26 protein-coding genes and 4 pseudogenes are annotated in these 23,826 nt (G+C 59.8%); 8 read left to right on the top strand and 22 right to left on the bottom strand.

Features of this window, described 5'->3' with window-relative positions; genetic code table 11:
* The first annotated feature begins 7 nt into the window (after positions 1-7).
* Genes ACIQUI_RS27470 through ACIQUI_RS27460 form a run of 3 tightly spaced genes read left to right on the top strand, consistent with a single transcriptional unit; the run spans position 8 to position 2,945 of the window.
* Positions 8-1,147 (top strand): tyramine oxidase subunit B, encoded by a 1,140-nt coding sequence (locus tag ACIQUI_RS27470; protein ID WP_403204037.1) that lies wholly within the window; start codon positions 8-10, stop codon positions 1,145-1,147.
* 29 nt (positions 1,148-1,176) lie between these two features.
* Positions 1,177-1,599, top strand: a complete 423-nt coding sequence (locus tag ACIQUI_RS27465) for a Rid family hydrolase (RefSeq protein ID WP_391136970.1) — start codon at positions 1,177-1,179, stop codon at positions 1,597-1,599.
* Between the two features lie 50 nt (positions 1,600-1,649).
* A complete protein-coding gene (locus ACIQUI_RS27460) occupies positions 1,650-2,945 on the top strand; it encodes an NAD(P)/FAD-dependent oxidoreductase (RefSeq protein ID WP_403204035.1) in 1,296 nt (431 codons plus the stop codon).
* A 21-nt stretch (positions 2,946-2,966) separates the two neighbouring features.
* Here ACIQUI_RS27460 and ACIQUI_RS27455 read toward each other — a convergent pair whose 3' ends face one another.
* The 15 genes and pseudogenes from ACIQUI_RS27455 to ACIQUI_RS27385 form a co-directional block, all read right to left on the bottom strand.
* Positions 2,967-3,899, bottom strand: a complete 933-nt coding sequence (locus ACIQUI_RS27455; RefSeq protein WP_403204033.1) for a helix-turn-helix domain-containing protein — start codon at positions 3,897-3,899, stop codon at positions 2,967-2,969.
* A gap of 68 nt (positions 3,900-3,967) precedes the next feature.
* Positions 3,968-4,426 carry a MarR family winged helix-turn-helix transcriptional regulator gene (locus ACIQUI_RS27450; RefSeq protein WP_403204031.1) on the bottom strand — a complete coding sequence of 153 codons (459 nt, stop codon included), beginning with the start codon at positions 4,424-4,426 and terminating at the stop codon, positions 3,968-3,970.
* A 5-nt stretch (positions 4,427-4,431) separates the two neighbouring features.
* On the bottom strand, positions 4,432-5,067 hold the full coding sequence (locus ACIQUI_RS27445) for a TolC family protein (protein ID WP_403204029.1): 636 nt from the start codon (positions 5,065-5,067) through the stop codon (positions 4,432-4,434).
* 33 nt (positions 5,068-5,100) lie between these two features.
* A complete protein-coding gene (locus ACIQUI_RS27440) occupies positions 5,101-5,895 on the bottom strand; it encodes a TolC family protein (RefSeq protein WP_403204027.1) in 795 nt (264 codons plus the stop codon).
* A complete protein-coding gene (locus ACIQUI_RS27435; RefSeq protein ID WP_403204025.1) occupies positions 5,895-6,827 on the bottom strand; it encodes a biotin/lipoyl-binding protein in 933 nt (310 codons plus the stop codon). The genes ACIQUI_RS27440 and ACIQUI_RS27435 overlap by 1 nt, the downstream gene beginning before the upstream one ends.
* Before the next feature lie 16 nt (positions 6,828-6,843).
* Entirely contained in the window at positions 6,844-7,053 is a 210-nt protein-coding gene (locus tag ACIQUI_RS27430; RefSeq protein WP_403204023.1) for a DUF1656 domain-containing protein, read from the bottom strand.
* Positions 7,043-9,082 carry an FUSC family protein gene (locus tag ACIQUI_RS27425; protein ID WP_403204021.1) on the bottom strand — a complete coding sequence of 680 codons (2,040 nt, stop codon included), beginning with the start codon at positions 9,080-9,082 and terminating at the stop codon, positions 7,043-7,045. Before ACIQUI_RS27425 ends, ACIQUI_RS27430 begins: the two co-directional genes overlap by 11 nt.
* 126 nt (positions 9,083-9,208) lie before the next feature.
* Positions 9,209-9,757 carry a TetR/AcrR family transcriptional regulator gene (locus tag ACIQUI_RS27420; RefSeq protein ID WP_403204019.1) on the bottom strand — a complete coding sequence of 183 codons (549 nt, stop codon included), beginning with the start codon at positions 9,755-9,757 and terminating at the stop codon, positions 9,209-9,211.
* A gap of 221 nt (positions 9,758-9,978) precedes the next feature.
* The gene (locus ACIQUI_RS27415; RefSeq protein WP_403204017.1) at positions 9,979-10,872 is read right to left on the bottom strand and encodes a helix-turn-helix domain-containing protein; all 894 of its coding nucleotides are present in this window, start codon (positions 10,870-10,872) and stop codon (positions 9,979-9,981) included.
* A gap of 85 nt (positions 10,873-10,957) precedes the next feature.
* Positions 10,958-12,307 carry an aminotransferase class III-fold pyridoxal phosphate-dependent enzyme gene (locus tag ACIQUI_RS27410; protein ID WP_403204015.1) on the bottom strand — a complete coding sequence of 450 codons (1,350 nt, stop codon included), beginning with the start codon at positions 12,305-12,307 and terminating at the stop codon, positions 10,958-10,960.
* A 319-nt stretch (positions 12,308-12,626) separates the two neighbouring features.
* On the bottom strand, positions 12,627-13,970 hold the full coding sequence (locus ACIQUI_RS27405; protein ID WP_403204013.1) for a tryptophan--tRNA ligase: 1,344 nt from the start codon (positions 13,968-13,970) through the stop codon (positions 12,627-12,629).
* A 352-nt stretch (positions 13,971-14,322) separates the two neighbouring features.
* A complete protein-coding gene (locus ACIQUI_RS27400; protein ID WP_403204011.1) occupies positions 14,323-15,282 on the bottom strand; it encodes an AraC family transcriptional regulator in 960 nt (319 codons plus the stop codon).
* 1 nt (position 15,283) lies between these two features.
* The gene (locus tag ACIQUI_RS27395) at positions 15,284-16,642 is read right to left on the bottom strand and encodes a spinster family MFS transporter (RefSeq protein WP_403204009.1); all 1,359 of its coding nucleotides are present in this window, start codon (positions 16,640-16,642) and stop codon (positions 15,284-15,286) included.
* 282 nt (positions 16,643-16,924) lie between these two features.
* On the bottom strand, positions 16,925-17,860 hold the full coding sequence (catA, locus tag ACIQUI_RS27390; protein ID WP_403204007.1) for a catechol 1,2-dioxygenase: 936 nt from the start codon (positions 17,858-17,860) through the stop codon (positions 16,925-16,927).
* A gap of 45 nt (positions 17,861-17,905) precedes the next feature.
* Positions 17,906-18,037, bottom strand: a pseudogene (locus tag ACIQUI_RS27385) (muconate cycloisomerase); the annotation flags it as partial.
* Between the two features lie 211 nt (positions 18,038-18,248).
* Here ACIQUI_RS27385 and ACIQUI_RS27380 point away from each other — a divergent pair.
* Together ACIQUI_RS27380 and ACIQUI_RS27375 are read left to right on the top strand one after the other, a co-directional pair.
* A pseudogene (locus tag ACIQUI_RS27380) lies at positions 18,249-18,398 on the top strand (LysR family transcriptional regulator); the annotation flags it as partial.
* Positions 18,399-18,472: 74 nt separating this feature from the next.
* Entirely contained in the window at positions 18,473-19,459 is a 987-nt protein-coding gene (locus ACIQUI_RS27375; protein ID WP_403204005.1) for a LysR family transcriptional regulator, read from the top strand.
* A gap of 19 nt (positions 19,460-19,478) precedes the next feature.
* Here the strand turns inward: ACIQUI_RS27375 and ACIQUI_RS27370 are convergent, their stop codons facing one another.
* The gene (locus tag ACIQUI_RS27370; RefSeq protein ID WP_403204003.1) at positions 19,479-19,940 is read right to left on the bottom strand and encodes a RidA family protein; all 462 of its coding nucleotides are present in this window, start codon (positions 19,938-19,940) and stop codon (positions 19,479-19,481) included.
* Positions 19,941-20,146: 206 nt separating this feature from the next.
* Between ACIQUI_RS27370 and ACIQUI_RS27365 the strand changes: the two are divergent.
* Both ACIQUI_RS27365 and ACIQUI_RS27360 read left to right on the top strand, forming a co-directional pair.
* Positions 20,147-20,293: pseudogene (locus ACIQUI_RS27365) on the top strand (hydrolase); the annotation flags it as partial.
* A 145-nt stretch (positions 20,294-20,438) separates the two neighbouring features.
* A complete protein-coding gene (locus tag ACIQUI_RS27360) occupies positions 20,439-20,819 on the top strand; it encodes a helix-turn-helix domain-containing protein (protein WP_403204001.1) in 381 nt (126 codons plus the stop codon).
* Between the two features lie 14 nt (positions 20,820-20,833).
* On the opposite strand, the gene ACIQUI_RS27355 is transcribed toward ACIQUI_RS27360, so the two are convergent.
* Positions 20,834-21,067, bottom strand: a complete 234-nt coding sequence (locus ACIQUI_RS27355) for a hypothetical protein (protein ID WP_403203999.1) — start codon at positions 21,065-21,067, stop codon at positions 20,834-20,836.
* Between the two features lie 158 nt (positions 21,068-21,225).
* On the opposite strand from ACIQUI_RS27355, the gene ACIQUI_RS27350 reads away from it, so the two are divergent.
* Positions 21,226-21,567: a hypothetical protein gene (locus tag ACIQUI_RS27350; RefSeq protein ID WP_403203997.1), complete on the top strand. Its 342-nt coding sequence runs from the start codon at positions 21,226-21,228 to the stop codon at positions 21,565-21,567.
* A gap of 237 nt (positions 21,568-21,804) precedes the next feature.
* Here the strand turns inward: ACIQUI_RS27350 and ACIQUI_RS27345 are convergent, their stop codons facing one another.
* The 5 genes and pseudogenes from ACIQUI_RS27345 to ACIQUI_RS27325 form a co-directional block, all read right to left on the bottom strand.
* Positions 21,805-22,095: a hypothetical protein gene (locus ACIQUI_RS27345; RefSeq protein ID WP_403203995.1), complete on the bottom strand. Its 291-nt coding sequence runs from the start codon at positions 22,093-22,095 to the stop codon at positions 21,805-21,807.
* Positions 22,096-22,156: 61 nt separating this feature from the next.
* Positions 22,157-22,870 (bottom strand): hypothetical protein, encoded by a 714-nt coding sequence (locus ACIQUI_RS27340; protein ID WP_403203994.1) that lies wholly within the window; start codon positions 22,868-22,870, stop codon positions 22,157-22,159.
* 169 nt (positions 22,871-23,039) lie between these two features.
* Positions 23,040-23,264 carry a TolC family protein gene (locus ACIQUI_RS27335; RefSeq protein ID WP_403204051.1) on the bottom strand — a complete coding sequence of 75 codons (225 nt, stop codon included), beginning with the start codon at positions 23,262-23,264 and terminating at the stop codon, positions 23,040-23,042.
* Between the two features lie 3 nt (positions 23,265-23,267).
* A pseudogene (locus ACIQUI_RS27330) lies at positions 23,268-23,549 on the bottom strand (hypothetical protein); the annotation flags it as partial.
* A 95-nt stretch (positions 23,550-23,644) separates the two neighbouring features.
* Positions 23,645-23,826: transposase (locus ACIQUI_RS27325; RefSeq protein ID WP_403203992.1), on the bottom strand; the 182-nt coding region annotated here is incomplete at its 5' end.

The following is a 23,826-nucleotide window of genomic DNA, read 5'->3' as shown; positions in this document are numbered from 1 at the left end:
AATAGCCATGACCACAACTACAAAAATCGACTTTCTCTACCTGTCCGAACAAGACATGATTCGTGCCGGTGTCACCGACATGCTTGCCTGCGTGAACACCATGGAAGAGATGTTCGGCCTGCTCTACCACGGTGATTACCGCATGGCCGGCCCCAACAGCGACTCCCACGGCGCGATGATCACCTTCCCCAAGGACTCGCCGTTCCCGAACATGCCCAAGCCAACCGCTGACCGCCGCATGATGGCCATGCCGGCTTACTTGGGCGGCGACTTCCAGACCGCCGGCGTCAAGTGGTATGGCTCCAACATCGCCAACCGCGAGAAAGGCCTGCCGCGCTCCATTCTCATGTTCACCCTGAACGATCCTGACACCGGCGCGCCACTTGCCCACATGTCGGCGAACCTGCTGTCGGCCTACCGCACCGGTGCCATCCCCGGCGTCGGGGCTCGCCACCTGGCGCGCCGCGATTCCAAAGTGATCGGTCTGCTCGGCCCTGGGGTGATGGGCAAGACGACCGTCTCGGCGTTCATGGCCGTCTGTCCGGAGGTCGACACCCTCAAGGTCAAGGGGCGCAGCGCCAAGAGCCTGGACGACTTCATCACCTGGCTGCGTAGCACCTACCCGCAAATCACCAACATCGAAGTCGTGGACAGCATCGAAGCGGTGGTGCGCGGATCGGATCTGGTCACTTACTGCACCTCTGGTGAAACCGGTGATCCGTCCGCCTACCCGCTGGTCAAACGCGAGTGGGTCAAGCCAGGGGCGTTTCTGGCCATGCCGGCGGGCTGCCGCATGGATGAGGCCATGGAGGCGTCGGACGTACGCAAGGTGGTCGACAACACAGGCCTCTACCAGGCCTGGTTCGAAGAGCTGCCCAAGCCTGCGCACAACCATGTGCCACTGGTTGGCGTGCGTTTCATGGACATGATCGAAGAAGGAAAACTACTCCCCGAGCAGCTCGAGGATATCGGCAAGATCATCGCTGCAGAGGCGCCGGGTCGCGTCAACGACGAAGAGATCATCATCATGTCGGTCGGTGGCATGCCCGTCGAAGACGTCGCCTGGGGAACAGTCGTCTACCGCCAGGCACTCGAGCGCGGGGTCGGCCTGAAACTCAACCTGTGGGAATCCCCTGCACTCAGCTAATGATTTCACCCAACTGCGAGGCTATTGAAATGGTTCAAATCACCAAACTGAAGACCGGCTCCAAGTACGAGACGCTGGGCAGCTACTCGCGCCTGGTCGCGGTCGACAACTGGATTTTCGTTTCCAACACGGCCGGACGCAACCCGGCCACCAACGAGATTCCCGAGGACCTGGCAGAACAGACCCATCAGGTGTTCCTGAATATCGAGGCAGCGCTGGCCTCGGTCGATGCGACCCTCGCCGACGTCGTGTGCTCGCGAGTGTTCATTCAAGATCCGGCGGACACCACTACCGTCATGACCATTGTCGGCGAGAAGTTCCGGGGCATCGATCCGGCCAGCACGGTTACCTGTCCACCCCTGGGCTCGACGGTCTACAAGGTCGAGCTGGAAGTCACAGCGTTCCGTGGCGCATCCAGCGCCAACACCTCCAGGATCACGCTGGGTCAGTAACACCTGAAGAGTTCACCCACGCTTAGCCCTTTCAACGACGAGAATCAAGCATGCCACCAGTCATAGAGCCCGTGCAGTGCACAAAAGAGCTCCCCTCTTCTACGTCCGTGGTGATCATCGGCGCCGGCATCGTCGGCCTGACGACCGCCCTGGCACTGGCCGAGCGCAACATACCGGTGGTCGTGCTCGAAAAGGGTCGCATAGCAGGCGAGCAATCCTCGCGAAACCTGGGCTGGGTGCGCAAGACCAGCCGTCACCGCGAGGATATTCCGCTCGCGCTGGCGGCCGACCGGCTCTGGGCAGAAATGCCCAATCGTGTGGGGCGTGATGTCGGCTACCGTCAGGCGGGCATCATGTTCGTCGCCCGTAACCAGACACAAATGGCCTTCCACGAGAACTGGATGAAAAGCGTCGAGTCGCTCGAGCTTGGTTCGCGCCTGCTGTCTGCCCGAGAAATCGGCCAGCGCGTCCCCGGTGGCCAAACGCCATGGGCCGGCGGTATTCTCACCGAAAGCGATGGCCGCGCCGAGCCGACCCGGGCCGCCAGCGCCATTGCCAATGCGGCGATCGCGCGTGGTGCGGTGATCATCGAACACTGTGCTGTACGCACGCTGAGCACCGCCGCAGGACATATCGACGGCGTCGTTACCGAGCACGGCGAGATTCGCTGTGAACAAGTCTTGCTGGCCGGCGGGCTGTGGTCACGACGATTCCTCGGCAACCACGGCATTGCCTTGCCGACCTTGCCACTGAACTGCTCGGTGCTACGCACTGCCCCCATGGAGGGTCCTACCGACATCGCCGTGGGCGCACCGGACTTTTCGTTCCGCAAGCACATCGATGGCGGATTCATCATCACCCAGCGAGGCGCACTGGATGCACCGCTGACCTGGGATCATGCGCTTCTCGGCGCACAGTACCTGCCACAGTTTCGCGCCCAGCGCAGCTACCTGAGGGTGTCACTGGGCAAGGCCTTCTTCAAGGACCTCGCACTGGCAAGGCGCTGGAAGCCAGGCAGTGTCACACCATTCGAGCACATTCGGACGCAAAACCCGCTGGCGAACGAGAATCTCAACAACGAGGCATTGCGCAACCTCAAAGCCGCCTGGCCAATCTTCGAGCAAGTGAAAGTCGAACAGACCTGGGCAGGCACCATCGATGTCACCCCTGATTCCAACCCGGTCATCGGGCCGGTCGCCAAATTGCCGGGGCTGATGCTGGCAACTGGCTTCTCGGGTCATGGCTTCGGCACCTCGCCGGCGGCCGGACAACTGGCTGCCGACCTGCTCCAGGGCGTGAGCCCGCTAGTTGACCCAGCACCCTACAGCTATGCGCGCTTCGCCTGACCCTGACACCTTCAGACCCAGCTACTGCGCCCTGTGGGTATGAGAAGGCGCTTCATCGAACAGGTGTCGGTAGGCCCCCGAGAAGTGCCCCAGGTGGGAGAACCCCAAATCATAGGCAACCCGCGCGATGGTGAACTCATCTGCGCGGGTCTGCTGCAGACGCTGGCGCACAGCATTTAGCCTGACCAGGCGCAAGTACGCGACCGGGCGCAAGCCGGTCACGCTCAGGAAACTGCGCTGAAGCGTGCTGCGGCTGACATCGAGATGGTCGCATATCTGCAGGATCGACAGCGGCTCATCGAGAAACTCCATGGCCATCTGATGCGCCTGACGCACCAGATAGGCGCTCACGGCAACATTACCCGAACGCCTGCTGCCCGGCTCACAGACCTGCTCCAGAAGTACCAGCGTGCACTCGAGCAACAAATCCTCGATCTGGCTTTCCAGCAGTTCATCCCCCTGAACGACCGCACTGACGATCGACTGCAGCTGCTTGCGGATGCCGCATAGAAACTGTGGACTGACGTTCAGGCGGGTACAGCGGTTCAGCTTGCGCAGCTCCGGCGCGGTAAATTCACGTTCAGCCAGCAGCCCCAGACGCGCCGCATCGACACTGACAGCCAAGAGGTCCATACCTTCGGTGGAGTGGACGAAAAACTCCTGACCGCTGTGTAGAACGGTGACATCAGCACCACCAATGGTCGTGCCCTGAAACACGTTGGCGCTACTGCCTCCGACCGGCATTGCCAGACACAGCCGACCCTTCGGCGCAGCACCGTGCTGAACGACACGCTTGTCGAGCACTTCGCGAAACACCTGGAACCGCTCTGCCGTGAGGTGAACGAGTTCGGTATGGGCACTACCTGCGCTCATCTGGTCATAAATCTGCTGCCAGCCGACGATCGCGCCGGCGTGCACATTGACGTCATTGAAGCGTTGGCACTGGGCGAACATGCCCTACCCCTTCTTTAAAAAAGACCACGGGTAGTTTTCAAGGCAAATAACAGGCCATCCACTGCGCCCTAGCGCGCTTCGTCAGCCTCCAGACGCTCCAGGTTGCGGTTGATGAGCGCCGCCGACTGTTTCAGGGCAATCACCAGTTCATCGGGCAGCCCCTCCAGCATTGCTGTTTCAGCACGGGCGACGATGCCGGCAATATGCGCCGCTTCCTGTTGCCCTTGCGGGGTAAGCTCAAGCAGCCAGGCGCGACGGTCATCGGGATGCTGACGACGGCTCAACAGCCCTTTTGCGCTCAAGGGGGTGAGCAGGCGCACAAGGCTGGAAGTGTCTACACCACAGCGCAAGGCCAGCTCCTTCTGCATGATCGCGCCCGCGCCAGACAGGTGCAGCAGTGGCACCCATGAGACATCGGTGTAGCCATGCCGGGTCATCTCCTGCTCGTCGAAGCGGCGCCAGCGACGCGCCAGTTGCAACAGATGGTAGCCAAAGCCGTCTTGTAGATCTTCGCCGCTAAGCGCCATGAGAATTACCGTACAGGTTCGTTTTCATCACTCCAACCGCCCCCCAGCGCCAGGAACAACGCCACCTGGTCACGGGACAGCTGAGCGCTGGAGCGCGCCAGTGCAGACTCGCTCGAGGCCAGCGCGCGCTCGGCATCCAGGGCATCGAGATAGTTGGTCTTGCCGTTACGATACAGCAAGCGCACCTGTCGGGCGACGGACGCACTGGCATCTCGCGCGGCGAGCAGCTCGCGGTGGTGTTGCATTTCCATGGCCAGCGCGTTCAGTGCCGTCTCGGTTTCACGCAACGCCTCCAGCACCACGCTATCGAACCTGGCCATGGCCGCCTGCGCGCCTGCTTCGGCCTGTTTGACCCTGGCCCTGACCACGCCATTGTTCGGCAAGCTCCAGGTGATCAGAGGGCCGATACCCCAAGAGAACGTGTCGCCACGGGCAAACCCACCCATCCGCCCTGCCGACGCCGCTGACAAGCCCAGCGAGACGTCAGGATAGAACTCGGCCACGGCAACCCCGATGCGTGCGCTGCTGGCCGCCAGCGAGCGCTCCGCCTGGCGCACATCCGGACGACGCTTGAGCAGCTCGACGCCATCGCCCACGGGTATCGGCGTTTCGAGAACCGGTGGCTGGTGACAATGAGTCACAGCGCTGGGCACACCGCTCGGCACTGTTCCGATCTATGCTGCCAGCCGGTAAAGCGCTGCCTGGCGCTGCGCCTGCAGGGGTGCAATGGCTGCCGCCAGCTGACGTTCCTGGGCCTGGGCGCGGATACTGTCGACGCTACCGGCATGGCCGGCACGCTGCAGCTGCTCGGTGACCCGGCGTGCCTGCTGCTGAACCTGCAACGACTCGCGCGCCGCATCGAGCTCCATGCCGCCAGAACAGACATCGGCATAGGCTTGCGCCGTAGCGGCGGCAACGCTGATGCGTACCATATCCATGGCTGCGACCGCAGCATCGCTGTCGGCCGCAGCGGCCTCACTGGCACGCTCGAGCTTGCCGAACATGTCGAGCTGGTAAGAGACTGCCGCACCCGTGCTGTACAGCCAGGCATTGGCAGGCACACTGCCAGGCTGCAGACGCGAAAGCCCCGAGGCATGCCCGTACGACGGCCCAGCGCTTACTGTGGCCAGCGCACGGCGCTGTCCGGTCACCTGCTCCTCTACTGCGCGCACCCTTTGCAGATTGCCCAGCGCCTCCAGGAGCGTGGTATTGCGACCGAGCGCTTGCCCGATCAAGTCATTCAGTTGCGCATCCTGGTACAGACGCCACCACTGCCCTGAAGGCGAGGCGTCAGCATACAGCTGTGGATGCGCCAGCTTCTGTTCGAGCACCTTGGCATTACCCTGCGCCGAGGCGGCCAGCGGTTGAGGCGCTACATAGTCAGGCCCGACCGGATGCGTACAACCACCCACCACCATCAGTGCCAAGACGCAATACGCCCGCTGGCGCGCCCCCACGGTACCCCCCATCAGTGCTGAGCTCCCGCTGACGACGTTGCTGCAGGACGCGCATCGCGTGGCTCGATGACTTCAACCGTGACCGTCTGCCCCGCGACCAGGCGCTCTTGCGGCGCCAAGGCATCGAGTTTCACCCGCACGGGAATCCGTTGCGCCAGGCGTACCCAGTTGAAGCTCGGGGTCACGCTGGAGAGAAGATTGGCACTGGTGCTGCGGTCCCGATCGGCAATGGCGCCGGCAATACTCTCGACCTGCCCACCCAGCTCGCCGCCCCACATCGGCAAAACCCGCACCCGATCGCCGATGTGTACCCGCGGCAGTTTGGTTTCCTCGAAGTAACCCTCGACGTACAGCGAGTCGGTATCGATCAGCGCCATTGCGGGGCGCCCGGAGGTGACGTATGCCCCCTTGCGCAGATCGAGATTGGTGACCCGTGCATTCATCGGCGCCCTTACTTGCGCGCGCTGCAGATCGAGCTCGGCCTTGTCCACTACCACCTGGGCGCGCCCCAAAGCAGACTCGGCCTGCTCACGGCGCATGCGCGACTGCTCGCGGGCTTCGGCAGCGAGCAGCTCGCCCAGACCGCTGTTGCGCAGGTCTTCGCGCCGGGCTTGTTCGTAGGCGATGCGCGCTGCACGCATTTCTGTCTGAGCATCCTTCAACGCCAAGGCATAGCGCGCAGGGTCCACTTCGAACAGCAGTGTTCCAGCCTGGACGTCCTGATTGTCCTCCACCTTGATCGAAGCAATCAGACCGGAAACGTCCGGGGCGATCTGAACGACGTCGGCGCGAACCCGGCCATCGCGCGTCCAGGGCGCCCGTGCATAGTGATCCCACACTTGCAGCGCGGCCCAGCCGGCACCCAATACGGCCAGGCCTGTAATCGTTCTTTTGAGTACCCAGCCGGTGCGTGAACTGCGGGTAGGTCTTGCCTGGTCATTCATCAAGGGGAGCTCGCCATCAAAGCTGCAGGAAGTAAGAGAGGCGCACGAGCCCGAACAGCAGCATCACGTACACGGCCATATCGAACAGCGCCGGGTGCCAGATCCAGCGATAAGCGCCTGCCAGCATCAATGCCCGGCGCACACCGCACAGCCCAAGCCAGGCTGCGATTGCCAGCAGCACCAGGCTGTGCAGGTACAAGCCGAACAGACTGGTATCACCGATCATCGTGCAACTCCGTGTTCAGAGGGCTTGAGAACCTGGCTACATCGGCAAACAGCGCTCGACGCAAGCCGACCAGTGCGGCGATAGCGGCCAGACGTCCGCTGTAATGGCCGTATCCGCAGCTCAGCTGCTGCAGCAAACGCTCGATGTTCAGCCGCAATGCCTGCGACGGTTCAGCCGGACCGTGACGCATTTGCAGAAAAAACTGCTGGAGGCCATCGAAAATCGAGGTAACCAGCGGCTCGGGCAGTTGCCCTCGCACCTGCTGCAACGCCGCGATCTCGTGGCCAACGCGCAGATCGATGAGCAGATCGCCAGCGCGCCCGAATGTCGGAGCTACCCGCTGCGCGACCAGCCCTACCCGATCGAGCATGCGTACGGTGAACGTCTGGGAAAATGCAACCTGACCACGGGCACTGGCCATCGCAGCCAGCTCTTTCCAGGCAGCCAGCTCGATGCGCCAGACAGACCAGCTCGCATTCAATGAACGCAACAGCCGCGTGACCAGTACCGCCGCCAGAACCCCCACGAATTGCGCGATCATCGAGTTGGCGAATGCAGCCATGTTAGCCGTGTCGGTATCATGAAGCGCCAACGTGCCGCCCACGCTGAACAACATGGCCATCGCCAGCAATGCCTGCGGCGGACGAGACAGGCAGACGCCACACCACATGAACGCCGGCGCGCAAATCAGCACCAGCATGCCGAAATCCTGTACCAGCGGCATGAGCACCAGCACATACAGGGCCGCAGCGGGCAGAAAATACAACCAGTAGCGCAGGAACCGGCGAATCACCGGCGCAGGATCATCCAGCGTGGCAAAGAAGCTGCAGAACATCGCCGTCATCATCGGCGCCGCCCAGCCGTCCTGCCACGCCGTGACAATCCACAAAGCACTGCAGGCACAGACCGCCACAGCTGCCGTCAGCCCGGACAAGGCTGCAAGGCCATGATCACGGTGCAATGGGTGACGCTCGAGCAGTGCATTCGATGGAGACTCGGCGCTTCCGTCCTGACTGTGTTCGATCAGTGCGCGCAGGCGCCGACATGCCTGCCACTCTGTCAATAACGCGCTCAAGCGCACTGCCAGCATCACCTGCAATGCGTCGGACCAACCCCGCTCCCCGGCCCCCTCCTCGGCCAGTCGCTCAAGGGCCTCGAGCACCTTCTGAAAACCGGCATCGTCAGCCGGTGACCGCAGCCAGGCCGATGCCTGCGCCAATGCGCCCTGCACGTCAGCGCTCAGCTGTGCGCCTGCCTGCAGTGCGCGCAGTGCATCTTCCACCGCCATGAGCAATGGCAGCATGTTGGCAAGCCGCGCCTGCAAGCTATCGAGCAACGCCACTGTCTGGCGCAGATGGCTGGTGTCGAATGGCAGGTGCGCGGCGACCAGACGCAACTGAGTGAGGTCGGCTGCAACCTTGTGCCGGTCACGACCTGCCTGGGCACTATCGGCATCACCGGCAAGCGCATGCAGCATCCACTGCCCGGCATCGGCCATACATCGATCGAGCAGCCCCTTGATGCCTGGCGCAACACTGCGAGGCAACAGCAGACTGTGCACGAGTGTGGCGCAGCAGATGCCGATGCAGATTTCTTCCACTCGCGCCACAGCGGTGTCGAACAGCAGTTCATGATGCTCGACCACCGGAAAGCTGATCAACGCAATGGTGTAGCCCGCGAGCATGAAGATGTAGGACCGCGGCGTACGGTCCAGCACAGAGAGGTACAGGCATATCCCCAGCCAGGCGGCCAGGGCCAGGGTCAGCAGCAGCGGGCTGTTGATCAACGAGGGCACGATCAGCATTGCCGCCAGGCAACCGAGCAAGGTACCCAGGATGCGGTAGAAGGCCTTCGACCGCACAGCTCCGGCTAGAGGATTGGCAATGATGTAGCACGTCAGCATTGCCCAGAACGGGCGCGGCAAGCCGCAGCTGTTGGCAACGTACATCGCCAGCATCGCGCTGGCGAACACCTTGGCGGAAAACAGCAGTTCCCCCGGGGTAACCGGCGCCACTACGGCCAGTTTCATGAACTCACCCCATGATCGCATGGGGCCCGGGAAACAATGCGTCGCATAGCGCACCTGGTGAATGTAGTTTGAATTCAAACTATATCGACCCTGTGCGTTACCTGCAAGCGCGACGTCCGGCCTTGTCTATTTCACCGCCAGCAGCAGTTCATGGATGTCGTTGAAAAAGTCGAGCCACTGCTGCTCGTCGAAAGTCACCAGGCCATACCCGCGCAGCATGAATGCGCCTTCGGCGGCGAACATCGCCAACCGTGCACGCCGTTCGATGTCACCGGACAAATCGTGCACAGCGAAAACCTGCAGGTACCAGTCCTTGAGCCGCTGTTGGTAGGCCGGCGCATTGGCCAACGCGGCAAGCAGGGCAATCACCCGGGTAGCACTGGCAAGATCTTCGGCAGCGGTCGCTTTGACATGCACACGTGCCTTGTCGAGCAGGCAGGCCTCAGGATCGCCAATCACCGCCTCGATGGCCGCGCTGTAGGCTGCCTGCGCCTTGCTGAGCATGGCTTCGATCAATTCCTCCTTGCTGCTGAACGCGTACAGCACTCCGCCTTTGCTGACGCCCGCCTCCTTGGCAATGGCGTCAAAAGACAACCCCGTCGCACCTTGGTCGGAGATGACCCGGTATGCAGCTTCAAGCAGTCGATCCCGGTCGATGACTCTTTTTCTACCCATGAAATTATTGAAATCCGATTGATCTTGTATTGGTCCTGTGTGCCCAGGCCTCAGGCACAGTGGCACTTTCCGATGGGGCATTGTCATGATCGACAGCCGCCCAGGCAAGGCCGCCTCAGGGGAGGTAGTGTGACAACTTGGAATCGACGACATTTTCACTTGGCATGGAAGAGACAGGCGCCGACCTGCTGCTCAACGGCGTGCGCGCCTGATCCTGCCGCTCAGGCGGCACGGCGCGTATGAGAGGGGCACTCGCCAAACAGTGCCTTGTAGTAGCTGGCAAAATGGCCAAGATGGAAGAATCCCTGATCAACCGCAGCGTGTGCGACGCTCAGTTCTGTGGGGGCGGTTTGCTGCAAACGCCGACGCACGGCATTCAGGCGTATCGCGCGCAGATACTCTACCGGGCGTACGCCGGCCACCTGCTGGAAACTGCGCTGCAAAGTCCTGCGACTGACGCGTAGATGACGACAAATGTCGAGCACTGTCAAAGGTGCTTGCTGACAGTCAAGCGCAAGCTCCTGGCTACGCCTTACCAGGTAGCTGCTGACTGCATGATCAATGCCGCGCTCTCGAGTATGTTCAACAGCACGTTCGAGCACTTCCAGGATGCATTCCAGCGCTCGCTCCTCGGCGTGTTTTTCCGTGAGCACCATACCGCAATTGCCCGATTGGATCAGGGCATTGAGCTGACGCCCCAGTACTGCCTGATACTCCGGGGGCAGATTGAGGCTCGAGGCACCCCAAGCACGCGAGCACAAACTGCTCCCCTGCGAACTGAGCAGTTGCAGATACTGCTCGTCCACTGAGACGACAATCAGGTCCGAGTCGGTGCAGGTCTGGACGAAAAACTCCTGGCGACCGCGCAGAACGCTGACGCTTTGGCCCGCCGAAGCAAGGCTCAGTGCGAGGCTGAAGCGCCCAGATGGCGCACTGCCGCACTGAGCCACCCTGATATTGATAGCCTCACGAAAAACCTGCACATGGGGCGTGCTCAACTGCGCGAGCCGGGTGCAGACCCGGCCTCGTCCAAGCTGATCGTACGTCTGCCGCCAGCCCTGCAATGCTTCTGCATGCTGCCCCACATCATAGAACATCAGGCATTGCGTGAGCATGTAGATCCCCCTCAAAAGCGCCGTTTGCTCATGACGGATTCAACCAGGACAGCCTGCGCAACGATACGCAGGCTGCCCGACTCGATCAGCGATAATCGCTCAAGGCCGCGTGCAGCGCCTCGGCGATCATGTTGGCCTCGCTGGCATTGATGGTCAGGGGTGGCGAAATGACGATCTTCGGCCCGACCGGCCGCACCAGCACACCGTTGATCCGGGTCAAGTCCGCGATACGTGCCGATATACCCGACATTGGATCGACTGGCTGACGGGTACGCTTGTCGCTCACCAGGTCCAGGGCAATCATCAAGCCCTTGCCGCGCACCTCACCGACCAGCTCGAAATGGTCACTGAGCGACTGCAACTGGTGCAGCAACTCGTGCCCTACACACCCTGCATTTTCTGGCAGGTTTTCGCGCTCGACGATATCCAGTACCGCCAGTGCGGCCGCACAGGCAGTGGGATGTCCACTGTAGGTGTAACCGTGCATCACGACGTTGGCAAAGCCACGCGCCTGCTCGATGGTTTCAGCCACACGCCGATTGAATACCGTTGCGCCCAGCGGGATGTAACCTGCACTGATCGCCTTGGCCAGGCACAGGATGTCCGGGGCGACACCCCAGCCGCGGCTGCCGAGTAGCGAGCCACTACGACCAAAACCGGTGACCACCTCGTCGGCGATCAACAGGATACCGTGACGATCACAGACCTCCCGTACACGCTTCCAGTAATCAGGCGTCGGCACGATCACTCCACCGGCACCTTGTACTGGCTCAGCGATGAAAGCCGCGATGGTCTGGGGACCGAGGAAGGCGATCTGCTCTTCGAGCTGGCGAATGCAAAGGTTGGTCAGCGCCGCCGGGTCACGGCAATCCCAAGGGTTGCGGTACAGCCATGGCGAGTCCAGCAAGTGACACCCCGAAAGCATCGGGCCATGGTTGAAATGGTAGGCACTGATGCCGCCAACCGAGGTGCCGCCGACGTGCACACCGTGGTAACCATTCTTCAGCGAGAGGAAGCGGGTACGGTTCGGCTCACCTGCCGCCACCCAGTACTGACGGGCCATTTTCAGCGCAGTCTCGACAGCGTCAGAGCCGCCGGAGCTGAACAGGACGCGGCTCATGTCTTCCTGGGCAAACATGCCGATCAGGCGATCCGCCAGATCGTAGACCCGCGGGTGGGCGATACCATCGAATGTCTGGTAATAGGCCAGCTCATCCATCTGCCGGTTGATCGCCTGCTTGACCTCGGCCCGGTTGTGGCCAACGTTGACGTTCCACAGACCGCCAAAACCATCGAGCAATTTGTTGTCATCGGCATCGTAGACGTAGTTTCCGTCACCACGGCAGATGATCAAGGTGTCTTTCTGTGCAGCCGGTGCAGACGGCCCCATGGGATGCCAGAAATGCTTCTGAGCGGTCTTGTATTTTTGATACATCTTGACTCTCCTTCGAACTGAAGCAATGCGCCCTGCATCAGGGCCCGCATGCAAATGCAGCAGCTTCGCATCCATGAATATTCAGGTCAGTGAGCAAGTGCCATACACTCGAAACAGGCGCGATCGTTCAGCTCAACGAGCAGGCTCAAGCTATTTTCATTCTGTGTTGCGCCTGCCTCGATCCTAAGCAGACTCGCAAGACCGAGCTATCCGATATCGGCCACGTTGCAGCAGGACAGCAAGTCGACCGGGTGCCGACACAAGTGGCGGGAATGGCAGGAGGCTCCTGCCACTTGGCGCTTCAATGCCCCCGTGAGCTTCAGCTCAAGTCGTCCAGTGCAGCCCTGAACCTGGCTTCTTCGGCAACGGTGTCGTGCACCACATCGCTGTGTGCCAGCGCCTCGCCGTCCAGCCACAGCGATACCATCTGGCCATAGGTGCGCAGGTCTGGATAGCGGATCTCGAGCAGACGTTGTCCGAACGTGCCGGCAGTGATGCCATCGGCAAAACCGCGTGACAACAGCACCGTGGCACCGTTGGCATCCAGCAGACGAAAACGGAACTCACCGTTTTCATCCTTGAACGTTACCAGGCGCGAACCGCGCTCACGCCTTGCCGAGCTCCGACTATCGACCTTTGCAGACGAGATACCGGTAAAAGTACGCAAGCCAACAGCTTCGCGCAGACTTTCAAGGACAGGCGTGGCAACCTTGCGGGCTTTGATGGCGCCCGCCAGCACGATATCCTCCAGCTCGTCCGGCCTGGCCATCAAGGCATGATAACGCTCACGCTTGTCACCCAGCGTCTGCTCCAGCAGCAGATAGAGGCGGTTCTTCGCCTCACCCCAGCCCAGCCCGGCCAACAGGTCGCCATGCAGCTGGCGGCTGTCCTCAGCCGACGCGAATGCCTGGTACAGGCTGAACAGATGCGCCTGATCCGGATCCTTGGCCTCGCCTGGCGCTTTGGAGTCGGTGACGATCCGATTGACTGCATCCTTGAGCTCGCGGCTGCCAAGAAAGAGCGCAATGGTATTGTCGTAGCTCTTCGACATCTTGCGGCCATCAAGGCCCGGGAGCAGTTGCACATCCTCCCGAATGCGTGCCTGGGGAAGCACGAAGGGCTCCTGCCCATTGCCGAAGACATGGTTGAAACGCTGAGCGATGTCACGAGCCATCTCGACATGCTGTACCTGGTCGCGACCGACCGGCACCACATGCGCGTTGAACAACAGGATATCCGCAGCCATGAGCACCGGATAACTGTAGAGCCCCATGGAGACACCGGCGTCCGGATCAGCGCCTTCTTCGCCGTTGCGCGACACCACGGCTTTATAAGCGTGCGCCCGGTTCAGCAGGCCTTTTGCCGTCACACAGCTCAGCAGCCAGTTCAGCTGGGGGATTTCCGGAATGTCTGACTGGCGATAGAACACCGTCTTGCATGGGTCCAGCCCGCAGGCCAGCCACGTTGCGGTGATTTCCAGACGCGAGCGCTGGATGCGTCGGGGATCTTCGCACTTGATCAGCGCATGCAGATCGGCAAGGAAGAAAAACGCCTCAGCCTGGGGATCGTGGCTGGCGGCGATGGCAGGTTGCAGCGCACCGGCGTAATTGCCCAGGTGCGGGGTGCCGGTAGTCGTGATACCGGTCAGAATTCGGCTATTCATTGCATTCTCACGTCGAAGCCTGGTCAACACGCAACCAGTGGAGTGGTACGAAAAAGGCTTACCTGGACGAATCATCCTCGAGCCAGCTATCCCAATCGAAACAATGAATGGCGAATCCGCTGAGTACCAACAGGGCGACGATGATGTATCCCACAAGGTGGTGTTGCATGAAGACCTCGTATTGCGCGATCTGCGCTGGCGGGAGAATCCAGGTTTCGGTACTGCACCGAAACCCCGGCACACGGGTGATCCACCCGTGTTCGGCAAGATTATATATCCGACCGGTCGGATTGAAAAATACTCTCCTACCTTCTGTTCGTCAGGTAGCCGCTGCACCAGCGCCGTCAGCCGATCAACGCTTGAGCGTATCGGATGGCCGGCAACCGAAACGCTGGCGGTACTGCCGGGTGAAATGCCCGGGGCTGTTGATGCCGAAACGCAGCAGCACATCGGTCACGCTACCCTCGCCGCGCTGCAGTGCCCGCTGCACAGCCAGCAAGCGCCGATCACGAATGTAATTGATCGGTGTCTGCCCTAGAAACTGACGAAAGCCATTCTGCAAGGTCCGCACCGACACGCCGCTGATCGCGCACAAGGTGGACAGCGCCAGCGGCTGGTCCAGGTGCGCCTCGATATGGTCTCGCGCCTTGCGCACATGGCCTGGCAAGGGCGTTTCGTGCGGCTGCTGCAACACAATCGAGTAGTTGTGCGGCAACTGGGTCAGCAACAGCTGCACCAGGTGCTCCGCGAATCCTTGACGCATAGGCTCCAGACGCAGGCCCACGGCATGCAGCCGGCACAGATAGTCCAGCGCGAGGCCCAATGCATGCACACCAGGATGCTCTGCGCCGAGCGGGACCTCGAAGGTCAGGGGCAGATCGAGGCTTCGCCCCAGCAGACGCTGCAAATGCAGCTCGAGGATTTCACGCGGCATGCTCAGCACCGCTGTACGGCAGGCACCTCCGGTGACGATGCGGCTGCTGGAAAACGGTGAACTGATACTCAGCCCCCCTGCCCCTATTGCAGCGCGGGCATGGCCCTGGCTGACTTCGCACTGCCCCTGCAAGGTGGTGCGAAACAGATACTGTGCGCCCGCGCCTTCCAGGCTGACTTCCACGGGCGCATCGTAGTGCAAATGCAACAGGCGCACGCCGGCGAACTCCAGGCCGCCGACCTGCAACTGCGGCGGCGCATCCGCCAGAACGCGCAACCGATGTGGACAAAGATAGCGGGACAACTGCACCTGCATCTCTGCCACATCCTGTGAGTGGAACAACGCAAAGCGCTCCAGCAGCTCAATGTCCGCCAGCATTTCAGACCTCGGCGGGATGTTCGCGCCGCATACTGTCCCTAAAGCACTTGCAGCCTTTGATCAGCAGCACGATAGCCAGCAACGAGGCACCAAAGCTGACAATCGACATCGACGAACCGACCGCCGCCGGCATGCCGAAATAATGGTCGGTGATCAGCGCCACCAGCGTCGTGCCCAGGCCCAGTGCAAGCAGGTTGCTGATCAGCAGGAATACCGCCGAGACCTGAGCGCGCACCTGATTGGGCGAAAGTATCTGCATTGCTGCAGTGGAGGCTGGCATGGGGAACGAGGCAAAGAACATCGCTGGCACCAACAGCGTCACCGAGAGCCACAACTGGTCGACCTGCGAGTACAGCGCGGCCGGCACGATCATGCCCAGTGCGCCAATGACCCCGGTGCGCATCGCCGCATCACTGCGCCCGCGCTTGGCCAGGTGATCGGTCAACCAGCCACCGAACACCACGCCGGTGGTGTTGGCCAGCAGCAGGATGGTTCCGAGCATGAAGCCTGCCTGTTCGGGGCTCATGCCGAACTTGCGGATATACAGCGCCGGCGTCCAGCTCATCATGCAATACAGCGCCATGGCGTAGAAGGAAAAGCCCAGATAGTGACAACTGAACGTTGCACGATGGCGCCCGATGAAACGCAGGCCATCGGTCAGCCTGACCTGGCGAACCTTGCCATCGGCATCGAGCTGCGCGCCCTTGCGCTCGGGGTTGCGCACGGTCAACCAGACCAGCAGACCGACGATCACCCCCGGAAGACCGACGATGAAGAATGCCAGCTGCCAGGCCTTCATCGCGCCAAGTAACGCGACCTCGATAGTCTGCGCGTCCTTGAGCATCGCAATGACGTAGCCGCCGACCAGAAATGCGATACCGCCACCGACGAACGAGCCGATCGAGTAGATGCCCACGGCGCGGCCGAGCTTTTCCTTGGGGAACATGTCGCTGAACATCGAGTAGGCCGAAGGCGACAGGGCCGCCTCACCCACCCCGACACCGATCCTTGCCAGGAACATCTGCAGGAAGTTCTTGCTCAGCCCGCAGGCTGCCGTGGCGATGCTCCAGAAAACTACCCCGACGGCAATGATGCGCGGGCGCGAGAAGCGGTCGGCCAGGTAGGCAATGGGCATGCCCATGAAGGCGTAGAACAGCGAAAACGCCAGACCATGCAGCAAGCTGAACTGGGTGTCGCTCAACTGCAGGTCGGCTTTGATCGGCTCGATCATCAGCGCCAGTATCTGCCGGTCAACGAACGAGAAGATGTACGCCACCATGCACAGCGTGACCACGTACCATTCGTAGATGTAACGTTTTTGCTGTTGTTGAACGTGTTGCTCTTGAGTGAAGTCATTCATGTGCACGAATTCCTGAGAGGACAGCCTGAAAGGGGATTTACAAGGCAGTGACCTGTCAGCAACAGGCGAGAGAATGCACAGAGAGGGTATGCATGACCAAGGACCTTTATTGTTATTGGAATCACGGGATGGCAACTACCGGACAGCGAGCCTGACGCAACGCATGGCAAGCCGATGATGTGACCGGTGTAACGGCAAAGCGGTGCAAGCGCCCTTGTCATCAAATACCCGCGACAAGGGCGTCGCGCCCTGGATCGATATGCTTAAATCCAGGCGCGTGAATCAGGCATCCTGCAGCGCCCGCGGGCGGTGGCTGCGGGCTTCGGCCGCTGGTGCCTGGGCGGCCTGCAGGTGGAAATCGAACGCCAGCTCGGCAAAGCGCTCACCTTGCACCCCACGGTCACGAGCGCCAGCAGCATCCTCGATAAACCGCAGGTCGCCGATCAGCCCGTCACGGGTGGCATAGGCAAAGTCATCCCACAGGTACTTGTCACCGGCAAAGTTGATCTGAGTGGTCAGGTGGCGGTGACCGGGCGCCGATATGAAGAAGTGCACATGCGCCGGACGCTGGCCGTGACGCCCCAGCAGGTTCAGGCATTCCTGGGTAGGGCCTTGCGTATCGCAGCCATATCCTGACGGTACGATGGAGCGTGCACGGTATCGGCCTTCGGCATCGGTAATGATACGGCGGCGCAGGTTGTACTCGGACTGGGTCGAGTCGAAGTACGAGTAGGTGCCCTTGGTGTTGGCGTGCCAGAGGTCGACCGTGGCACCGGCCAGCGGCTTGCCCTGTGCATCGAACACCTGTCCCTGGAGGAACATCGCCACACCCTGATCGGTACCATCATCCATGCGGGTCTCGCCCTGCGCGATCGGTGCACCGGCCACGTAAAGCGGGCCTTCGATGGTCCGCGGGGTGCCGCCACTCAAGCCGGCCTCGGCATCCCTGGCCTCTTGCAACAGGTCGATGAAATGCTCGATGCCCAGGCCTGCGACCAACAGGCCGGCTTCGTTACGGCCACCCAGGCGGTTCATGTAGTCGACAGCGTGCCAGAACTCGTCCTCAGTGATCTCCAGGTCTTCGATCAGGCGTGCGGTATCGTGCAACATGCGCAGGATGATCTGCTTGAAGCGCGGATTGCCTTCGGCATGGTCAAGGCCGGACACCTTGGTGAAAAATGCCTGGATCTCGGCAGTTTGAGAGATCTTCACGGTCATGACGCTTACCTCGAATTGTTGTTTTCAGGTATTTGGGGCGCTTGATCCCGATCTGCAGCGAATGCGCAATACCACCAGGGTCTGCTGCTGCATGGTGTGCATCGCCAGCTTGTGCGGACGGATAGTGGGCAGGTCGACAATCACTGCATCAATCTGTTCGATCAGGGCATCATGCATCGGTCATAGGGTCCGGTCATGGCCCGATCAAGCGGATGATCAAGGCTAAATTTACTTGATAATTCAAGCATTACGCGAGGCCCTGAAAGCGTCCAATATCAAATAAATCTGCAACCATACCCCCGAGGTCTGATGGAGCTTCGTCACCTTTGCTACTTCGAGGCCGTAGCAGAAACGCTCAATGTACGCTGCTGATCCACCGCGAACGGCCTCTGCGCTGTACGCCGTCCTGCCGGAGCTTATCCGAGAGCTGCGACAGAACGCCGAGCTGAAGCTGGGACTGGACGAGATGACCACGCTCGCACAGATCGATGCGCTCAAGAGCGGCAGGATCGACATCGCATTCGGTCGACTGCCCATTGGTGCGCGCTTCGCGACGAACACTACCTTGGTTGACCCTTTCCCTTCTCGTATCATTACCGGACCTTACCTGGAATGATTTTCGTGAAGCCGTCACCTGGAAGTGCCCAGCCCGCCCCTGCAAATGCCAACGGCCCGAAGTGGGATGTCGGCGAAGCTGTCAGCCAGCTTTCCTGGGACGACCTGCGGATCATCAAAACCCTGAGTGACTGTAGCAACCGCGCCGCGACGGCGAAGAGGCTCGGCATCAATGTCTCCACCGTCTCGCGCCGCGTCGCTCAGGTTGAGAAGACGCTTGGGGTCGCGCTCTTCGATCATCGCAAGGCGGGGTATCTGTTGACTGCCGAAGGTGCCGAGCTGCGTGCACTGGCCGAGCGCGTTGAACTGGACATCGTCAGTGTCACTCGCAGGGTTTCTCGCGCCGGACAGGGCCCCTTGGGAAAACTGCGAATTACCACCAGCGATTCGCTGCTGTTGTATTTCCTCACGCCGATCATCGCGGACTTCAAGGCCCTCAATGAGGGCATCACTATTGAAGTGCTGGTTGGCAACCAGACGCTGAGCCTGGCGAGGGACGAATCGGACATCGCGATACGTGCGACGAAAAAACCGGCAGATACCCTCGTGGGTCGCAAGCTCGCCAACATCGCCTGGGCGCCGTATCGCAGCGTCAAGCAGGCGACGAGTACCGACCCCTTCGCTGACGGTCAGTCTTGGGTGTCCTACTCGGGAGGCCTGTGCGGATTGAAGGCAACGAGCTACGTCGAATGTCGGGTGCCGCCGGAGCACATTGCTTACCGCACCGATTCTGTGGCGGCAGCCAGCGCTGCTATTGCGGCAGGCCTCGGTTATGGCTTCCTCCCCTGCATGCTGGGCGACATCACCCCAGGATTGGTTCGGGTCGGGCCAGTGGTGCAGGAGCTTCAGGATGAGCTGTGGCTGCTTACCCACCAGGACATCAGGAAGTCCTGGCGGGTGAAAGCATTCATGACATTCTGCGCCGCTGCCGTGGCCGACCTCAAACCGCTGGTCGAAGGTCAGCAGCCCAACCCGGCTTCTTAGTCGAAACCGGGAAAGCCGGTCACTTGGTTTGGGCGCCGATCACAGCACGGCACACGATCTCGATCAGCTGTGGACGCTGGGCGAGCCGCGATACACCGATGATGTTGCTGGCCGCCTGCGGGCGCTCGGTGCCATAGGCAGCCTTGCGCACTTTGCCGACAACGGCAAAGGCTGCGTCCATGTCCAACACATACAACGTCTCTTCAACGACATCCTGCATCGTGGCGCCATACAAGGCGAGCAACTTGGCAATGTTGTCGTAGGAAACCCGCATTTGTTCGCCCATCGACGAGAAATCGCTCGGACGACCGTCAGCATCCAGTGGGGCCGGCGCTACCAGATTGCCTTCCTCGTCATGGTTGAACTGTCCCGAGATGAATATCTCGTTGCCGACTCGCCGCGCTTGCGGATAGCCGTAGCCCTCTTCCCATGAAACGCCCCAGTAGGCGGTGTCATCGTTGAAAGGTCGTGAAGCGGCCATTGGATTCTCCTTGGCGAAAAATGGATCGACGTGATCCGACTGGCCGATCCTAGCATCGGAACGGACGCCTTCCGCGGCGCATTAATGCGACTCCAAGGGCGCAAAAGTGCGCCAGTGCTTCACTCAGTGTTTCGCTATCTTGTGCTGGCACTCGGCAACGACCCGCCGAGCAAACTCTCGCCACCGTTCAGCAAAAGGGAAGAACAATGAGCAATCCACACACTGAAGTCCTGACCCCGTTCAACAGCCAACTGATCTTCATCGATCAGCAACCGCAAATGGCCTTTGGCGTGCAGAGCATTGACCGGCAGACGCTGAAGAACAACACCGTAGGCCTGGCCAAAGCGTCCAGGTTTCTGTTCAACAAGCGGGGGACTGGCACGAACTGATCCGGGCTAGCGAATCGAGACTGAGTGTTCTGAGGCCTCGGGAGAGGCTTCAGCGATCTGTGCTACCCGGATCAACCATCTTCAGATTTTTCAGGATGAATTGATCCCCATGAACAGTCCTAAAGGCATCGTTATGGCCACCGTCGCGATTCAATCGACGGGGCGGTTCAAACCCTGGCAAGTCACAACAGCCAAGCAGATAATGTTGGATCATCTGGATACCGGCATATCGGTCACCGCGCTTGCCGAAGCATGCGGGCTGTCGCGCAGCCATTTCTCGCGAATGTTCAAGGAATCCACACAGGTCTCTCCGCAGCAGTGGTTGCGTGAGCAGCGGCTCAGGAAGAGCAAAGAATTGCTGGAGGCTTCGACGATGATGCTCGCCGAGATCGCCTTAGAGTGCGGCTTCTACGACCAGCCGCATTTCTGTCGGACGTTTATGAGATCTGTAGGGATGACGCCCCAGGCATGGCAGCAGCAGGCCATTTAGCAGGGGCAAGTTTGCTATCCCTGTCCTACTAAGCAAGCGCCGCTAGCATCTTCCTGGCTATTCCGACTTGCACAGCCATACTCCGCTTCCGTCCAGGTGGGGTAGTTCAAGGCCAATCTTGTTTTACCATGGGTATCGTAGAGGGCGTACCCCGCACCAAGGGCAGCTGGTACACCGATTCGGCGAGGGAGCTGCTCTCTCTCTTGGGGCATGGCGGGGATTACAACAAAGCGTGTCTGCATGAGCATCCCTCTCCTTAGCAGTCCTTTAGTATTAGTCCCACTCTTTGAAAGCATCAAGGCAACTCGCAGTGGACTGGACTTGAAATGTCCCGAGACGATTGAAGGCTCCCGTACAGACGAAACGGGCTAGGCTGTCCTGATGGAGATGTAATAAGGAGGCAAGGATGCGACATCGCGGAGCTGTATTTTGGGCGTGGGCCGATGCGAGCCTGAAACACCATTCCCATGAAGAGGTACTCGCGGACGGGGCACGACTGGATGAACAAGTCAGGCTTTCGCGCACCGGCGACACGCAGTTATTCATTGGAGTTCATGAACGCTCAGGGTTGGCTCGGGTTGTAGAGGCTTATACAAAACGGCCCGGTGAGACAATTACACGGGCCATGGCGTGGGGCGCCGGCAGAGGACGCTCCCTGGCTGAAGCCGGCACAGAGGGCAGCGGTGCAAGTTCACGCCAGAAACTGAGAGAGGCCGATGTCCATGGCAAATCAGATCGCAGAGCTTGAGGCGCACTTGGAGCTCCTCGCCCAGGAAGCCGAAGAGCTTGAGCAGCAAGTGGCGCCCTGCCCCACTACTGACCGATGCTGATCGCCTGGTTGGCGGAGTGGATTCGAAGCCCTGAAGCATTGAGCGAAATCAGACGTGAGCTTCCCCGCCTTTCACAAGTGCTGAAGTCGGCGTATAGCGAGTGGAATCATCTGGGTGGCGGCCATTAGTTCACCGCCACCTTCTGGCACGGAGCTTTACGCTACCTGCCGTTCAGCAGGCTGCTGATTGGTTGCAAGGCATCGAGCGTGTCCCACACCCCATGCCAGAGCTCGAGTCATCGACTCACCAGGACGCGAAGCGAAGGCTTCTTCATGCAGCGCCATCCCCGTTCCGGCATACACCCCGATGAACAATTGGGTATTGCCTGTCCGGGACAGTCGTACCTGGATATCCATTGTCGTGCCATCGTCCAGTGTTTCATCGTGAGACCTATGATGAAGCGTTGGGTCTGCCCATTTCCAGAAAACGTCACCGCGAATCCGCATGCCGACCGCTCCTACGACTTTAGTCTTATTTGTGGGGTGCTCAAGCATCTCCGCTTTAAGGTTAATTCCATTTATAATTAGGCACCACGGCGTGCCATACGCTATCGCGAATCTGCCGATCAAGATCGATAGCGTCTTCCAGTTTTATTGTTGCCGTCAGAAATGTGTAAACCAAGTTTACTGAGGGCAAAATTTTATATGACACGTTGCACCGAGTCCCTTTGGGCACACTCGGCAAACATGAAATCGCAAAAACCTTATCAAATGGCGCATGGTAAATTTCTTTACTCACAGTATATGAACCTGCATCTTCACTGTCGGAATTCTCGGCAGTTTTGGGCGGCAGGCAGCCAACTAGGCCATTGCTTAGGTGTTTTCTGCGCGAAAACACCTTGCACTGCGCCGAATGCATGTCCTCATAGCGAATGCCCCAATAGTCGGTTGGCGAGGCAATCAACCGGATTTCCTCAAGCAACAAAGTTGAGGGTCGTTTTCGGTCTTTCAACCAGTTATCAAAGCCAAAATTTAAAATCAGGCTTTGCTGTTGTAACGGATTGTTCGGGCATCCTTGCGGTTCATCTGGGTCACGGGGAGGCAACGGCTCTGAATCAAAAGCCAGGGCGTGTGTCATAGCCAATTGTGTTATCGGCAATCGTAACACTGCCTTGCCCAGCGCAATGTATGTCAGCCCTTCCGGATCTTTTACCTTACACGCTTGGGGTGAAAATTCGGCAGCAGGCGCTGCGAGAAATGGATTGAACAGTATGAACAGCAAACCTCGCGCAATCCACGTAATGACAGCGACCGATCTTGAGTGCACATTCCGACTCATCCTAGGACCTCTCAGCAATAAAATATCGTTCCAGCGACCGCAGATCATCGGCACTCAAAACACCGGATAAAAACCGCATGTGCACCCAGGCCCGGAGGTAATCATACCGTGCTTACGCAAGATCACGGCGCGCGCTGAACAATTGCTGTTGCGCATTCAGCACGTCTAGATTGACGCGTTCACCGCCCTGTACACTCTTGCGCGTCGCCGCCACCAGTGTCGTAGCAGCCTCGACCGCCAAGCCATAGGCACGTATCTTTGCTGTACTGCTGACATACGAGTTGAACTGCTTACGTAACTGATTGACTGTTGCACACTGTTGCACGCACCTGGACATCCAGCTCATAGCCCATTCGAGGAGGGCCATGAAGGTAAACACACCGAGCACGAAAAGACTGAGCACAAACAATGTCATCTGATTGCCAGACGACAACACCCGATCGTATACCTGCAGCATATACAGTGCGGGTGCTAACATCAGCAGATTTATTACTGCGGTAAATAACGCAACGTTTGCAAGCCCCGAACGGCAGTCTCGGAAGACTTCAGCCAACTCATTTCTGCGCTCACCATCCTTATGACACTTGCGCGGAACATCCAACCTGACCACAGCCCACTCCATTGGGTCAAAAATATAATCGTAATTTTTACAATATTCGAGATCATTAAGATTTCATTAAGATGCGAGGTACACCCCTTCCTCCACAAGCTAATTGTCTAGGCTCTGTACGAAAAGAGATGTCGCAAACACCGCATGGAACAAGCCAGTGAGACCATGGCGGCATAACTTTTTGCGAGCTTGTAGAAGCGTGTCACGATCCTGCGGTTCTCTTTCAGCCAGCCAAACATGCGCTCGATGATGTTGCGCTGTCGGTATTTGGGCCGATCGAACAGCCTGG

It is taken from the genome of Pseudomonas sp. NPDC090592, assembly GCF_044769185.1.
Classification (GTDB): Bacteria; Pseudomonadota; Gammaproteobacteria; order Pseudomonadales; family Pseudomonadaceae; genus Aquipseudomonas.
This window is presented reverse-complemented; position numbering and strand designations above follow the sequence as displayed.